The 14,621-nt window shown below is 68.7% G+C and carries 11 protein-coding genes and 1 tRNA gene; 4 read left to right on the forward strand and 8 right to left on the reverse strand.

What is annotated here, in order from left to right:
* Nucleotides 1-28: 28 nt before the first annotated feature.
* On the forward strand, nucleotides 29-1,249 hold the full coding sequence (locus tag ACFVJQ_RS19480) for a hypothetical protein (protein WP_385513510.1): 1,221 nt from the start codon (nucleotides 29-31) through the stop codon (nucleotides 1,247-1,249).
* On the forward strand, nucleotides 1,246-5,583 hold the full coding sequence (locus tag ACFVJQ_RS19485; protein ID WP_385785348.1) for a caspase family protein: 4,338 nt from the start codon (nucleotides 1,246-1,248) through the stop codon (nucleotides 5,581-5,583). Before ACFVJQ_RS19480 ends, ACFVJQ_RS19485 begins: the two co-directional genes overlap by 4 nt.
* Before the next feature lie 44 nt (nucleotides 5,584-5,627).
* Here the strand turns inward: ACFVJQ_RS19485 and pth are convergent, their stop codons facing one another.
* The 6 genes from pth to ACFVJQ_RS19515 all read right to left on the reverse strand — a co-directional run bounded on the left by pth (nucleotide 5,628) and on the right by ACFVJQ_RS19515 (nucleotide 10,733).
* Nucleotides 5,628-6,230 carry an aminoacyl-tRNA hydrolase gene (pth, locus tag ACFVJQ_RS19490; RefSeq protein ID WP_385785351.1) on the reverse strand — a complete coding sequence of 201 codons (603 nt, stop codon included), beginning with the start codon at nucleotides 6,228-6,230 and terminating at the stop codon, nucleotides 5,628-5,630.
* Nucleotides 6,231-6,299: 69 nt separating this feature from the next.
* A complete protein-coding gene (locus ACFVJQ_RS19495; protein ID WP_385513513.1) occupies nucleotides 6,300-6,908 on the reverse strand; it encodes a 50S ribosomal protein L25/general stress protein Ctc in 609 nt (202 codons plus the stop codon).
* Nucleotides 6,909-7,094: 186 nt separating this feature from the next.
* Nucleotides 7,095-8,075: a ribose-phosphate diphosphokinase gene (locus ACFVJQ_RS19500; protein WP_129799914.1), complete on the reverse strand. Its 981-nt coding sequence runs from the start codon at nucleotides 8,073-8,075 to the stop codon at nucleotides 7,095-7,097.
* A gap of 134 nt (nucleotides 8,076-8,209) precedes the next feature.
* Nucleotides 8,210-9,658, reverse strand: coding sequence for a bifunctional UDP-N-acetylglucosamine diphosphorylase/glucosamine-1-phosphate N-acetyltransferase GlmU (gene glmU / locus ACFVJQ_RS19505; RefSeq protein WP_385513514.1), 1,449 nt, complete (start codon nucleotides 9,656-9,658; stop codon nucleotides 8,210-8,212).
* 124 nt (nucleotides 9,659-9,782) lie between these two features.
* Nucleotides 9,783-9,858 (reverse strand) — tRNA-Gln (locus ACFVJQ_RS19510).
* A 14-nt stretch (nucleotides 9,859-9,872) separates the two neighbouring features.
* Nucleotides 9,873-10,733: a helix-turn-helix domain-containing protein gene (locus ACFVJQ_RS19515; RefSeq protein WP_385785356.1), complete on the reverse strand. Its 861-nt coding sequence runs from the start codon at nucleotides 10,731-10,733 to the stop codon at nucleotides 9,873-9,875.
* Nucleotides 10,734-10,900: 167 nt separating this feature from the next.
* On the opposite strand from ACFVJQ_RS19515, the gene ACFVJQ_RS19520 reads away from it, so the two are divergent.
* A complete protein-coding gene (locus tag ACFVJQ_RS19520; protein ID WP_385785359.1) occupies nucleotides 10,901-12,223 on the forward strand; it encodes a sensor histidine kinase in 1,323 nt (440 codons plus the stop codon).
* 35 nt (nucleotides 12,224-12,258) lie between these two features.
* Here ACFVJQ_RS19520 and ACFVJQ_RS19525 read toward each other — a convergent pair whose 3' ends face one another.
* Together ACFVJQ_RS19525 and ACFVJQ_RS19530 are read right to left on the reverse strand one after the other, a co-directional pair.
* Complete coding sequence (locus ACFVJQ_RS19525; RefSeq protein WP_385513516.1) at nucleotides 12,259-12,753, reverse strand: SUKH-3 domain-containing protein; 495 nt, start codon at nucleotides 12,751-12,753, stop codon at nucleotides 12,259-12,261.
* A gap of 34 nt (nucleotides 12,754-12,787) precedes the next feature.
* Nucleotides 12,788-13,303 (reverse strand): YwqJ-related putative deaminase, encoded by a 516-nt coding sequence (locus ACFVJQ_RS19530; protein ID WP_385785363.1) that lies wholly within the window; start codon nucleotides 13,301-13,303, stop codon nucleotides 12,788-12,790.
* A 314-nt stretch (nucleotides 13,304-13,617) separates the two neighbouring features.
* Between ACFVJQ_RS19530 and ACFVJQ_RS19535 the strand changes: the two genes are divergently transcribed.
* Nucleotides 13,618-14,619 (forward strand): SMI1/KNR4 family protein, encoded by a 1,002-nt coding sequence (locus ACFVJQ_RS19535; RefSeq protein WP_385785366.1) that lies wholly within the window; start codon nucleotides 13,618-13,620, stop codon nucleotides 14,617-14,619.
* Nucleotides 14,620-14,621 lie beyond the last annotated feature (2 nt).

A 14,621-nucleotide genomic window follows, 5' to 3' on the forward strand; every position in this document is an offset into this window, starting at 1 on the left:
GGACCGGGCAACACGAGGGGGGAGCGGGATGACCGCGCTGCTGTTCGTTCACGGGACCGGTGTGCGCCGTGAAGCGTACGACGGGACGCTTGGCCTGCTGCGGGAGGGCCTGGCGCGCGTCGATGCGCAGCTGCGGGTCGAGGAGTGCTACTGGGGCGACATCTTCGGCGTCCCCTCCGGAGTGGGCGGCGCCGCACTGCCCGGCGCCGTCCCGGCCACCGAACTGGACACCACCACCGCCACCGACCTCAGCGAGACCGACCAGGACGCCGTGCTGTGGGGCCGCCTCTACGAGGACCCGTGGCTGGCGCTGCGCACCCCCGACGACCCCGACGACAGAGGGCGGCCCGCCCTCGGCGAACGCATGGGCCCCGAGGTCGAGGCCCGCGGCCGCACCCTCGCCCGGGCGGCCGAACTCCCCGCCGACCTGCGGCCGTTCCTCCCGGACGAGCAGGCCCGCACCGAATTCGGCGCCGCCCTGACAGCCGTACTCGACAGCCCGGCCGGCCGCCACGCCCTCACCCACGGCGCCGGCCGCGGCCGGCTGCCCCTCGCCATCGCCACCGCCACCGTCGCCTCCCACCTCGGCGGCATCCTCCAGCGCGGCCTGCCGCTGCCCTGGACACCGCAGGAACGCGACGACGTCGTCGGCATCGTCACCCGCGAACTGGGCGGCGAGGCCCGCGGCGTGGGCCGCCACATCTTCCGTACGTCCCTCTGGGCCGCCCAGCGGCTCGGCGTCATGCGGCTCGCCGACCGGCACCGCGCCGACCTCATGACCAAGGCCCACCCACAGGCCGGCGACGTCCTCAAGTACCTCGCCCGCGGCGACGGACTGCGCGCCGTCATCCGACAGCGCGTCGCCGAGACCGCCGACGCCCACGGCCCCGTCGTCCTCCTCGCCCACAGCCTCGGCGGGATCGCCGCCGTCGACCTGCTCGCCCTCGAGCACCTCAGCGGCGTACGCCACCTCGTCACCGTCGGCTCCCAGGCCGCCCACCTGCACGAGATCGGCGCGCTGCCGGGCCTCGCCCCCGGCAAACCCCTGCCCGAGCACTTCCCCACGTGGACCAACATCTACGACCGGCGCGACCTGCTCGGCTTCGCCGCCGCGTCCGTTTTCCCCGACCCCCGCGTCCAGGACCGGGAGTTCAGCTCCGGACAGCCCTTCATCGCCTCCCACAGCGCGTACTTCCGCAACCCCGACGTCCACGCCTTCCTCGCCGGCCTCCTGCGGGACGTACCGTGACGGCACTGCCCCGGGGCGCCTTACCGCAGAACACGTTCGCCGTCCTCGTCGGCGTCGAGGAGTACGAGTCCTCGTCCTTCCCCACCCTCAAGGGCGCCGCCGCCGACGCCCTCCGCCACGCCGAATGGCTGTGCCGGAGCGGGGTGCCGCCCGCCCAGATCCGGCTGTGCCTGTCACCCGACCACAGCCCCGACGTCCAGAACGCCGCCCGCCGCCTCGGCCTCACCGTCCGGCCCGCCCACCAGGCCGGCGTCGAGGAACTGCTGAAAACCGAACTGCCGCAGTGGGAAGGCGACCTGCTGTGGCTCGCCTGGTCCGGACACGGCGTCACCGACCCCCGCACCCGCGAACTCCTGCTGCCCTTCGGCGACGGCACCGACTACGCCGAACAGACCCTCGCCGCCACCAGCCTCCAGGACACCCTCCTCCACCACCCGCACTACCAGCGCATCCCGAAAAAGATCTTCTTCATCGACACCTGCCGCCTGCACGAACGGGTCGCCGAACACTACGGCGTCCTCAAACTCCCCGCCGCCCCCCACGCCACCACCGACACCCGACTCTCCGTCCTCTACGCCACCCAGGACGACGACTACGCCGCCAACGGCCGCCTCGGCTTCACCCAGGCCCTCCTCGACGAACTCAACGGCACACCCAGCCCCTGGCCCCCGGACGTCGACACCCTCGCCACCACCGTCCAGAAACGACTCGAACGCACCGGAGCCGGCACCCAACGCCTCCAACTGCACGTACGCAACTGGCAAGGCCACCGCCGCGACTACGAGATCGGCGACCGCCGCGACCGCCCCGCCTGGCTGCGCACCCACGCCAAAATGCTCACCAGGCTCGACAGCAGCTACCACAACGACCACCTGCCCTACGTCACCCCCCAAGGAGCCGCACACCGGCCGGAAACCCTCCTCGCCCGGCTCGAGAAGAACATCGACCCCGACACCGGGCTGCTCCTCGTCGGAGTCGCCGGCGCCGGCAAAACCCGCACCTGCCTCGAAGTCGCCGGCCTCGCCGCCACCCGACGCTGGACCGTCCTCCACGTCAGCCCTGACACCGACCTGACCGAACCCGTCCTCACCGAGCAGATCCGCCACGAGATCGACCACCGCCCAGGCCGGCCCATCCTGCTCGTCCTCGACTACCTCGACCGCTACAACCAGCTCGACCTGAAAGAACTCGCCGCAGGGCTACGCGGCGAAACCGGCGCCGGCGCACGCGTCGCCTGCCTGGCCGCCGTCCGCCCCGGAGCCCTGCAAAGCGTCCTCGACCGCGGCAGCGCCGACCTGTTCACCCCCATCGACATCGACAAGGACGAACAGCACCAGAAAAACATCACCCAGGCGATCTTCACCTCCTTCGCCAAGGAGCCCCTCGACACCTGGGGATTCGACGAGATGGCCGACATCTGCACCACCCGCCCCGGCATGGCCCGCCTCCTCGCCATCGCCGTCGACAAACGCTTCCAGCAGATGAAGGCCAACGGCGACGACGTCTCCAGCCCCCCGGCATCCATCCCCCGCGACGGCCTCGTCGGCTGGCTCCGCCGCCGCACCCAGGAAGACCTGCCCGCCGACGGCCCCGACCGCACCCTCCTGCACGCCGCCACCGTCACCGCCCTCAGCTGCCCCCACCCCCGCCCCACCGTCGAACACACCGTCGACCGCTACCTCGCACAACACGCCCCCGGCGACCGCGCCGCCGACACCCTCGCCGAACTCGAAGCCATCGGCTGGCTACGGCACGACACCGACGACACCGTCGACCTCGTCCACGACAGCGTCACCGACGCCTTCCTCGACCGAGCCTGCCGCAGCCCCCGCTCCACCCTCGACTCAAGCGCACTCCGCGCCTTCCTCGACGCCCTCCTCGGCAACCTCCACACCTACCGCCAGAGCATCGCCCACCTCGGCCGCTTCGCCGCCGACCTCCCCGAACACGACCACGTCGCCCGCCGCCTCCCCGGCGAATGCGCCACCTGGCTACGCGAACGCAAGCAGACCGTCCTCACCACCCTCCTCACCGAACCCCGCGAAGGCCTGCGCACCCTCGTCGCCATGGTCTCCGCCCCACCCTGGCGGCAAGCCGTCATCGACACCTGGACCGACCTCGCCCAACCCTGGATCGACGCCACCACCCCCACCGACCCGGCAGCCGTCCGCATCCTCCTCATCGACGCCGTCCGCAACCACCCCGGACCCCTCCCCGACGTCCTCCTCGACGCCGCCCGCACCTGGCTCGACCGGCACACCACCACCGACATCAACTCCCTCGCCCTCATCACCGCCCTCCTACGCTCACCCGGCCTCCACCACGACAACCCCGCACACCACACCCACCGCACCCACCTCGAAGAACGCGCCCAGACCTGGCTGCGCCAATACGGCAGACGCCGCGACGGCCTCGCCCGCCACCCCCTCCAAGCCCTGCTCCGCGCACCCGAATGCGGCCCCGCCGTCCTGCGGCCCGCCGCCACCACCGCCCTCGCCCTCGTCTCCCGCACCCCCCACAGACGCGAGAACGAATGGCTCCTCTCCGCCCTGCTCCGCTCCAGCCACCTGCCCGACGAAGCCTGGCCCCGCCTCGCCGAAACCACCCGGACCTGGCTCGCCGAACACGTCCCCCTGCGCTCAGCCACCTACGTCATCGACCGGGCACTCGAACAGCCCGCCATCCCCACCCCGAAAGCACAACAGATCGCCGACCTCGCCCTCACCTGGCTCACCCACAACAAAGAGGACGAAGCCGCCGACTTCGTCCTCTCCGCACTCCTCAAACGCGAAGGCCTCACCGACCCCACCGTCCGACAGGCCATCACCCACATCCACGCCTGGCCCACCTGGCGCAAAACCGCCCTCCGCGCCTCCTTCGTCCTCGCCCCCCTCCTCCACGAAAGCTGCGCCAGAACCGCCCCCGACCTCACCCCCACCAGCGTCGACCTCGCACTCCAGTGGCTCACCGAGCACGAAACCAAACCACAGGCCGGCTTCGTCCTCGCCCCCCTCCTCCGACTGCGCGACCCCGCCACCCACGACCAGGACGCCGCCACCGTCAAACAACTGGCGATCAACGCCGCCCTGCACTGGCTCGACCCCGACCGCCCCTGGGACCGGCGCCTGATCGGCTCACTCCTCGCCCAAGGGCCCCACATGAGCCCCGACCAACGCAACAAAGCCGCCGCCGCAGCCGTACACCGCATGCAAGCCGGCCTACAGGACACCGCCGCCGACACCGACCAGCACACCAGGCCCGGCACCCACCTCGACGACAGCTTCGTCCACCGCGAACTCCTCGAAATGCAAGGCCTGCCCCCCGGACTCCAGAACCCCGCCTTCACCCACGCCCTGACCTGGCTCGACCTCCACGGCGACGAAGCAAGGGCCACGTTCGTCATCGCCCCGCTGCTCTACCGGGCCACCGCCTGCCACGCCGGCCCACAACTCAGCGCCGCCGCCGACCACGCACTGCGCTGGCTGAACACCCACGCCCCCGCCAAAGAAGCCGACTACGTCCTCAGAAACCTCCTCGTCGCCCCCGCAACCCCAGCCGGCGACCTCGAACCCTCGACCGTCGCCCACCGCACCATCGACCACGCCCTCACCTGGCTCGCCGCACACGGCAACGACTCCGTCATCGACTGCATCAACGGCACCGTCACCTGGGGCGCATCCGTACTCGGCCATCTCCTCGACCGCAAGGACGACCTCACCACCGACCAGGCAGCCACCCTGCTCGACATCATCACCAGGCACCTCGGACAACACCCCCGCACCCCCGACACCGCCCACGAGGAGAACCACCTGCTGCGCCGGCTCCTCCGCTTCCCCCTCACACCCCAGCCCGCCGAAGCCCGCACCACCCGCTGGGCACTCGACCGACTCGGCCCCGACCCCCACCTGCCCGGCGACGACCTGACCATCAGCGCCCTCCTGCGCCGCCTCAACAGAACCGGCGCCGACGAACCCGAAGCGGTCCGCTCCGCACTCCACTGGCTCGCCACCCAGCCCACGAAACCGGAGGACTGCTACCTCCTCAGCCGCCTCCTCGAAGCCCCCCACCTCGAACCCCGCGCACGCCGGACCACCGAACAGCACGCAGCCAACTGGCTCAAGGACTACGGCACCACGCCCGAAGCCTCCTTCGTCCTGGCCGGCCTGCTGATCTCCGCCCGCACCACCGGCACCCCGGACCCCGACCTCGTCCACGCCGCCCACGACTGGCTGACCCGCCACCCAGACCTGGAAAGCGCCCCACACGTCCGCGCCGCCCTCGACACCGACAACCCCCGCAACGGCCACCCAGCCCCGACGACCACCAGGAACTGACCGGCAGAAGCTGACGATCAGCAGCCGACGTCAGAAGCCGACCGTCAGGAGTTGTACGTCCCCTGCGCCCGCTCCAACCCCTCGATCACCAGACACTCCACCGCATCCGCCGCCCGGTCCACGAAGTAGTCCAGCTCCTTGCGCTCCGCCGACGAAAAATCCTTCAACACAAAATCCGCGACCTGCTGACGACCCGGCGGACGCCCGATCCCGAACCGCACCCGGTGATAATCCGACCCCATCACCTTCGTCATCGACTTCAGACCGTTGTGCCCGTTGTCACCACCCCCCAGCTTCAACCGCAACGTCCCGTAACCGATGTCCAGCTCGTCATGCACCGCCACGACATTCGCCACCGGCACCTTGTAGAAATCACGCAGCGCGTTCACCGGACCACCCGACAGGTTCATGTACGACATCGGCTTCGCCAGCACCACCCGACGGCTCGCCGGCCCCGGCGGACCGATCCGGCCCTCCACCACCTGCGCCTGCGCCTTCCCCGCCCGCTTGAACCTGCCCCCGATCCGCTCCGCCAGCAGATCAGCCACCATGAACCCCACGTTGTGCCGGTTCATGGCGTACTCCGGCCCGGGATTCCCCAACCCCACGATCAGCCAGGGCGCACCCGCATCGGTCGTCACGTTCATATCTCCTTGATACGCGCCAGCCGCTGCCCCCACAGGGAACAGCGGCTGACAAAACGAGAAAAGTGAGGATCAGGCCTCGGCAGACGCCTCCGCGCCCTCACCCTCGGCAGCCTCCGCGCCCTCCGGAGCCTCCTCGGCCTGCGCGGCCAGCACCTGCAGGACAACCGCGTCCTCGTCGACGGCCAGCGTCACACCGTTCGGCAGGGTGATGTCCTTCGCGTGGATCGAGGCACCGGCCTCCAGACCCTCCACCGACACCGTGACGGCCTCGGGAATGTGGGTGGCCTCGGCCTCGACCGGCAGCGCGTTCAGCACGTGCTCCAGCAGGTTGCCGCCCGGAGCCAGCTCACCCTCGGTCTGCACCGGAATCTCGACGTTGACCTTCTCGCCACGCTTCACCAGCAGCAGGTCGACGTGCTCCAGGAAACCCTTCAGCGGGTCACGCTGCACCGACTTCGGAATCGCCAGCTCGTTGCTCTTGCCGTCGATGTCCAGCGAAATCAGAACGTTCGGCGTACGCAGCGCCAGCAGCAGGTCGTGACCCGGAAGGGTCAGGTGCAGCGGCTGCGAACCGTGGCCGTACAGAACGACGGGAACCTTGTTGTCGCGGCGGATACGGCGGGCGGCACCCTTGCCGAACTCGTTGCGCGTCTCGGCGGTGAGCTTCACCTCGGACATGATCACTCCTCGTAGAGGTCAGAAACGGACGGGGTCACCCGGCCACGAACGGCCTGCTACGAAGAGCGCGTCGATAACGGACCGCCGCAACCCGTCCCAGAACGGACCACGGCCTCCCTCGCCGAGCAACTGCAACAGAGTACTCGCCGAGGAAGGCCGTAGTGAAATCGATCAGACGTGAGAGATCTACTGCTCGTCGAACAGGCTCGTCACCGAACCGTCCTCGAACACCTCACGCACCGCACTCGCGATCGTCGGCGCGATCGACAACACCGTGATCTTGTCAAGATCCCCGCTCAACTCACCCGGCGTGGGCAGCGTGTTCGTGAACACGAACTCGCTCACCCGGGAGTTCTTCAGCCGGTCCGCCGCCGGACCCGACAGCACACCGTGCGTCGCCGTCACGATCACGTCCTCCGCACCATGCGCGAACAGCGCATCGGCCGCCGCGCAGATCGTGCCACCGGTGTCGATCATGTCGTCCACCAGCACACACACCCGGCCCCGAACCTCACCGACCACCTCGTGAACCGTCACCTGGTTCGCGACGTCCTTGTCACGCCGCTTGTGCACGATCGCCAACGGTGCGCCGAGGCGGTCGCACCAGCGGTCGGCGACCCGCACGCGGCCCGCGTCCGGAGAGACCACCGTCAGCTTCTCCCGGTCCACCTTCGCGCCCACATAGTCCGCAAGCAGCGGAAGCGCGAACAGATGGTCCACCGGACCGTCGAAAAAGCCCTGAATCTGGTCCGTGTGCAGATCCACCGTCAGGATCCGGTCCGCACCCGCCGTCTTCATCAGATCCGCGATCAGACGCGCCGAGATCGGTTCACGCCCCCGGTGCTTCTTGTCCTGCCGCGCGTAACCGTAGAAGGGCACGATGACCGTGATGGAGCGGGCCGACGCACGCTTCAGGGCGTCGATCATGATCAACTGCTCCATGATCCACTGGTTGATCGGAGCCGTGTGGCTCTGGATCACAAAACAGTCCGCACCACGCGCCGACTCCTGGTAACGGACATAGATCTCACCGTTGGCGAAGTCGAAGGCCTTCGTCGGAACAACCCCGACACCCAGCTGGTGGGCGACCTCCTCGGCAAGCTCGGGGTGGGCGCGGCCGGAGAAGAACATCATCTTCTTCTCGCCGGTCGTCTTGATCCCGGTCACAGCACTGTCTCCTCAGAGGTGTCTCAGCTGGGTGTTGACACGACGTCTCAACTGGACGAAAGACGTCGTCTCAGCTGGTGGGGTGCGGGTGTGCACTTATCACGGTACGCCGTCCCAGACGCACCTGTTTCCGGTCAGCCCTCACCATCCGACTTCCGGGACGCCACCTCGGCCGCCTTCGCCGACGCACTCCCCGGACGCTTACGAGCCACCCAACCCTCGATATTCCGCTGCTGACCACGGGCCACAGCCAACGAACCGGGCGGCACATCCTTCGTGATCACGGACCCGGCAGCGGTGTACGCACCGTCCCCGACCGTGACAGGAGCCACAATCATGTTGTCCGCTCCGGTCTTGCAGTGCGACCCGACGGTCGTGTGGTGCTTGCTCTCCCCGTCGTAGTTCACAAACACACTCGCAGCGCCGATGTTCGTGTACTCACCGATCGTCGCGTCACCGACATACGACAGATGCGGCACCTTCGTGCCCTCACCGATCGAAGCGTTCTTCGTCTCGACGTACGTACCGATCTTGCCCTTCGCGCCGAGACGGGTACCAGGACGGAGATACGCGTACGGCCCCACCGTCGCGTTCGGCCCCACCTGCGCACCGTCGGCCACGGTGTTGTCCACCCGGGCACCGGCATCGACACGCGTGTCCTTGAGCCGGCTGTTCGGCCCCACCTCCGCGCCCTCGCCCAGGTGGGTGGAACCCAGCAACTGGGTGCCCGGGTGGACGACCGCATCCTGCTCGAAGGTGACAGTGACGTCGATCCAGGTGGTCGCGGGGTCGACGACGGTGACGCCCTCGAGCATGGCGCGGGTGAGGAGCCGGTCGTTGAGGATCCGGCGCGCCTCGGCGAGCTGCACACGGTTGTTGATACCGGCGATCTCGCGATGATCGGCGGCCACGGAAGCGCCGACGCGGTGACCGGCCTCACGGAGAATCCCGAGGACGTCGGTCAGGTACTCCTCGCCCTGGCTGTTGTCGGTACGGACCTTCCCGAGAGCGTCCGCGAGCAACTGCCCGTCGAAGGCGAAGACGCCGGAGTTGATCTCACGGATCGCCCGCTGGGACTCGGTCGCGTCCTTGTGCTCGACGATCGCCGTCACGGCACCGGAGACGTCGTCCCGGACGATCCGCCCATAACCGGTCGCGTCCGGCACCTCGGCGGTCAGCACGGTGACGGCGTTCCCGTCCTGCTCGTGGGTCGTCGCGAGCTGCTTGAGCGTCTCGCCGGTCAGCAGGGGAGTGTCACCACAGACGACCACGACGGTCCCGTCGACGACACCGCCCAGCTCCTCCAGACCCATCCGGACCGCGTGCCCGGTCCCGTTCTGCTCCGCCTGGACAGCGGTGCGTACGTCCGGGGCGACCTTCGCGAGATGCTCGGTGACCTTCTCCCGGGCGTGCCCGACGACCACGACGAGGTTCTCCGGCGCCAACTCACCGGCGGCGGCGAGCACATGCCCCACGAGACTGCGACCGCAGATCTCATGCAGGACCTTCGGTGTGGCCGATTTCATACGGGTGCCCTCACCCGCTGCGAGTACGACGACGGCTGCCGGGCGAATGGCGCTCACGGGATGCCCTTCGGCTGTGGAGGGGGTGGGGTGGACATCCGCAGGATACCGGGGTGGTTCAGGGGGGAGATGGGAGCGGGCCCCGACTTGGCAGTCAGGGCCCGAACCGAGGTCTTGTGTGCTGTGGCTCCCCCGCAAGGATTCGAACCTTGTCCTGCTAGATCCAAAATCTAGTGTGCTGCCTGTTACACCACGGGGGACAGCGCTTCAGACCTTACCGGAGACGTGCTTGCGCGTGGGTGACGATCCCCCTCCACCAGCCCTCGATGCGGTTGTACAGGCCCGCGCTTCTTGCCACTCCGATGACCAGACAGCCGTGATAGTCGTCGCCGGTGTTCTTGCGGACGGTCTTCGGGTTGTGTTTCTTGAGCGTCGGCTTCGCGAAGACTGAGACGTCAACGTCGGCGATCTCTGCCCAGTAACGGTGCGCTTCGTCGACGTCTGCGGACTCGTGGATGAGTACGCGGAAGTGCAGGCGCTCCCGCTCCACGTCCAGCAGGTCGAGCCAGGCCAGGTACACCTGGATCACGCCGGGATCGCTGTTGACGAAGATGGCGCGCTCGCGTCGGTCGTACGGCTTGCTCTTGGAGCCCTCGGCCCAGTACAGCGCGACCCCTGCCATGAACAGCTCGCGGTCCGTCAGCTCCCCGATCTCCTGGTGCGCTGCGAACTTGGTCTTCTTGCGTTCCTCGTCCTCTGCTGCACGGCGCCTTGCCAACCCTTCCCGCATGAGGGCTCGCTGTTCTTCGGGCGTGTAGCGCGGCTCAGGCTTCGGCAGGTCCCGTACCCAGAGTGACACCGAACTCCTGGAGCAGCCCAGCTCTGCCTCGATCTGGTCGTACGTCCAGCCCTGGAGTCGCAGTTCCCGTGCCTTCGCCCGTAGGTCGTCCTTCGCGTTCGGTCGCTTCGTCCACTCCGGCGGCGGCTCCCCCTTCACCAGCTGGTTGAGGATGTCGTTGTTGAAGATCTTCAGCTCGTCGCGGATCTGCCGAAGGCTGTAGCCCCGCCGTCGCAGCGCCACCGCCTGCTCCCGCAGTCCCTCAAGGTCGGCGTATTTGCCCTGTGGATGTGCCATAGGCATACCGTCCGGCCGGAATGATCGATTCCGTGGTCGAACGGTGAGCGATTCAGCAGTTCGAGGGATACCAGCCGGTTTCGCTGTTATTCGATTACGGAGTGTGGTGTGAGCCGGTCGTTGAAACTCGCCGGAAAAGCGCATGCTGCCGCCCGTAGGCTGGAGGCATGACCACGACGGGGGAAGACGGCAAAGGGGACGCCAGGGCCTTGACCGGGCCCTGGTGGTGGACCAGATGGCGTAGTGCGGTGCTCGACGGGTGCCTCGCTTTGGTGTCCGCGGTGGAGTGTGCGGCCGAGGGGATTCCGTTTGCGCGGGATGCGGGGATTCCGTTGGCTGCGGGCGTGGTGTTCGGTGTGGTGGCGGGTTCGACGTTGCTGTTGCGTCGGATGTGGCCGATTGTCGTCGTGCTGGTGTCGGTGGCGATCGCGCCGGCGCAGATGGGTTTTCTGCTGACGGTCGTCGGTCTGTACACGCTGGCGGCGTCGGAGCTGCCGCGCCGGATCATTGCGTCGCTGGCGGGGATGTCGCTGCTGGGGACGTTGGTGGTGACGTTCGTGCGGGCGCAGCAGGACATGACACATGGCGAGTTGGATATGGGGGACTGGTTCGTCCCCTTTATTTCGGTTACTGCGTCTCTTGGTGTGACTGCGCCGCCGTTGTTGCTGGGTTTGTATGTGGGTGCTCGGCGTCGGCTGATGGAGAGTCTTCGGGAGCGGGCGGACAGTCTGGAGCGGGAGCTTCAGTTGCTCGCGGAGCGGGCGGAGGAGCGGGCCGAGTGGGCGAGGAACGAGGAGCGGACTCGGATCGCGCGGGAGATGCATGACGTCGTCGCGCATCGGGTGAGTCTGATGGTGGTGCATGCGGCGGCGCTTCAGGCGGTGGCTCGGAAGGATCCCGAGAAGGCGGTGAAGAACGCGGCGCTGGTGGGGGACATGGGGCGGCAGGCGTTGACCGAGTTGCGGGAGATGCTGGGGGTGCTGCGCATCGGGGATGGTGCGGGGGTGGCGCGGGAGCGTGCGGCGGTGCCGTTGGCGGCGGTGAGGGTGGCGGCGGCTGCGGCGGCTTCGCGTGCGGCGGATGAGGGGGGCGGTTCCGCGGACGGGCCGTGTCTGTCGGAGCTGGATGAGTTGATCGGGCAGTCGGCTGCTGCGGGGATGGTGGTCGATCTGTCGGTGGAGGGGGAGGTGCGGTCGTATGCGCCGGAGGTGGAGCGGACCGCGTATCGCGTGGTGCAGGAGGCGTTGACGAACGTGCACAAGCATGCGGCGGGTGCGAAGACGTATGTGCGGTTGGCGCATCGGGTGTCGGAGATCGCGATGCAGGTGGAGAACGAGCCGCCGTCGGAGGTGTCGTCGGCGCGGTTGCCGTCCGGGGGGAACGGGCTGGTGGGGATGAAGGAGCGGGTTTCGGCGTTGGGTGGGGTGTTTGTGTCGGGGCCGACGGATGCGGGGGGTTTTCGGGTGTCGGCGGTGATTCCGGCGTCGTAGGCCTGTCGTGGGCGGCCTGTCCTGGGCCGTCGGTCTCAGCCTGCGGTGAGGCGTACGGGTTCTGTGCCGGAGATGAGGCCGGTGAGGGCCTGGTCGATGGTGGGGCCCAGGTACCAGTCGCCGGTGTGGTCGAGGGCGTAGATGCGGCCTTCGGTGTCGATGGCGAGGATGGTCTGGGTGTCGGGTTCGGCGCCGAGGGGGCTGACGTCGGTGTCGAGGGCGCGGCCGAGGTCGGCGAGGGTGCGGGCCATGTGGAGGCCGTGGAGGGGGTCGAGGTGGAGGGTTGCGGGGGCGATCTGGCGGCCGGGTCCGGTGGGGGTGATGTGGAGGCTGCCGAATTCGGCCCAGGCTTCGACGGCGGCGGGGAAGACGGCGTGGCGGTGGCCGGCGGGTGAGGTGTGTTCGCGGAGGGTGTCGGCCCAGATTTCGGCTTGTTTGATGTCCCAGCGTCCGGGTTGCCAGCCGGCGGCGCGCAGGGCGGCGTCGACGGGTACGGCGAAGCGTGTGGTGGAGGTGCGGTCGGCGTGCATCTGCCCTCTATCTTGCGTTTGTTCGGGGTGGGGGTCAGGCGTCGGTCGCTGTGGGGTCGATGATGCGGACGCCGAAGTGGGCGCTGAGGGCGGTGCAGGCGCGGCAGGGGGTGGCGAAGCTGCCGTGGAGGGGGTCGCCGTCTTCGCGGATGCGGCGGGCGGTGAGTTTGGCCTGTTTGAGGGCTTTGCGGGCTTCGCCGTTGGTCATGGGTCTGCGGGCGGCGCGTTTGCTGCGGGCGGCGTCGGCGTTGGCGATGTGCCGGGAGATGAGGATGGTTTCGGCGCAGCGGCCGGTGAAGCGGTCGCGTTGGGCGCTGGTGAGGGTGTCGAGGAAGTCCTGGACGAGTGGGTGGAGGGTGGGGGGCTGGTCGCCGCGGGCGGCGGTGCCGGTGAGGGTGGTGCCGCGGACGGAGAGGGCGGCGGCGACGGTGGGGAGTATGCCGTCGCGGCGGTGGCGGAGGGTGGGTGCCTGGTGGGTTTCGGTGGCGCTCCAGCCGATGCGGGGGTCGCCGGATGTGCTGGTGTGTGGTCCCGTTTGCGTCGTGTTCATGATCGTATTTCCCCTCCCGTGCATCCCCCCGGCGGACACAGAGTGCCAAATGCCGTGGCTGGTGCGGAAGCTGGGGCGCTGCGACACGCCCGTGTTCGGGCTGGCTGTCACGGGAGGGTGACTGCTGGTCACGGTGGGCGGAGGGTGGGTTTCCGGTGCTGTGACCGGCGCCGGTGACCGGTTTCGTCGTACCGCATAGGCTGTCGGCACCGCGATGCGCGCGGTCAACGCGTTGGAGAGACAGTCGATACGGGGCGTAGTGGGCCTTAGGGGTTGCTACGGGTCGTACCAGAGTGCCGCAGGGGGCTACCGCCATGACGACAGGTCGGCTCGGGCAGCAAGCCGCGCCGCCGAACGCGGCCTATGCCGGGCAGGTCGTGCATTTCCCGGATCCGGTTCGGGCGGCCCGTCATCCGAGAGGGGTGCGGGTGGATGAGCACGGTTACCCGGACTTCTCGCCCTATGCGCGTGCGGCGGCGGAGATTGCGGAGCCGCCGGAGGGTTTCGGCGTGGACGAGTTGCGGTTGACGGACTATGTGTCGGCGAACGCGGCGCTTGCGGCTTCGGGGCATGAGTTGTGGGACACGGTGCCGTCGGTGGCGACGCCGCACGGCTGGACGTGGCATCACGTGGTGGGGTCGCGGCGGCTGGAGCTGGTGCCGGTCGAGGTGAAGGCGTTGCTGCGGCATCACGGCGGTATCGCGACGGCGGCGGTGGACCAGAGCAAGCGGGGGACGCGGCCGTTGCAGGAGACGCGGCCTGCGCATTTCGGGTTGCCGAAGTCGGGCGTGGCGGTGAGTGAGTCGCAGGTGCTGGGGGTCGAGGAGGATCTGGGGTATCGGCTGCCGGGTGCGTACCGGTCGTTTTTGAAGGCGGCGGGTGGGTGTGCGCCGGTGGGGACGGCGTTGGATGCGGAGTTGGGGCTGCTGATCGATCAGCCGTTCTTCACGGTGCGGGACGAGGCTGCGGTCAATGATCTTGTGTATGTGAACAAGTGTCTGCGCGACCATCTGACCAAGGATTATCTGGGTGTTGGGTTTGTGCAGGGCGGGTTGCTGGCCGTGAAGGTGAAGGGTGACCGGATCGGGTCGGTGTGGTTCTGCGCGTATGACGATGCGCGGGATGTGGATCCTGCGGTGCCGCCGGCGGAGCGGGTGGAGCGGTTGTTGTTGCCGTGCGGTGAGGATTTCGACGCGTTCTTGGCGCGGTTGGCGGGTTCTCCGCCGGAGTTGGAGACTGTGGCGAATCTGATGGTGGACGGTGGGTTCGCGCAGGTGGTGCCCGTCTCTTCGGCCGTGACTGCCGTGGGGGAGTGAGC

The organism is Streptomyces sp. NPDC127197 (assembly GCF_042672405.1).
GTDB classification, from domain to species: Bacteria; Actinomycetota; Actinomycetes; order Streptomycetales; family Streptomycetaceae; genus Streptomyces; species Streptomyces flavusporus.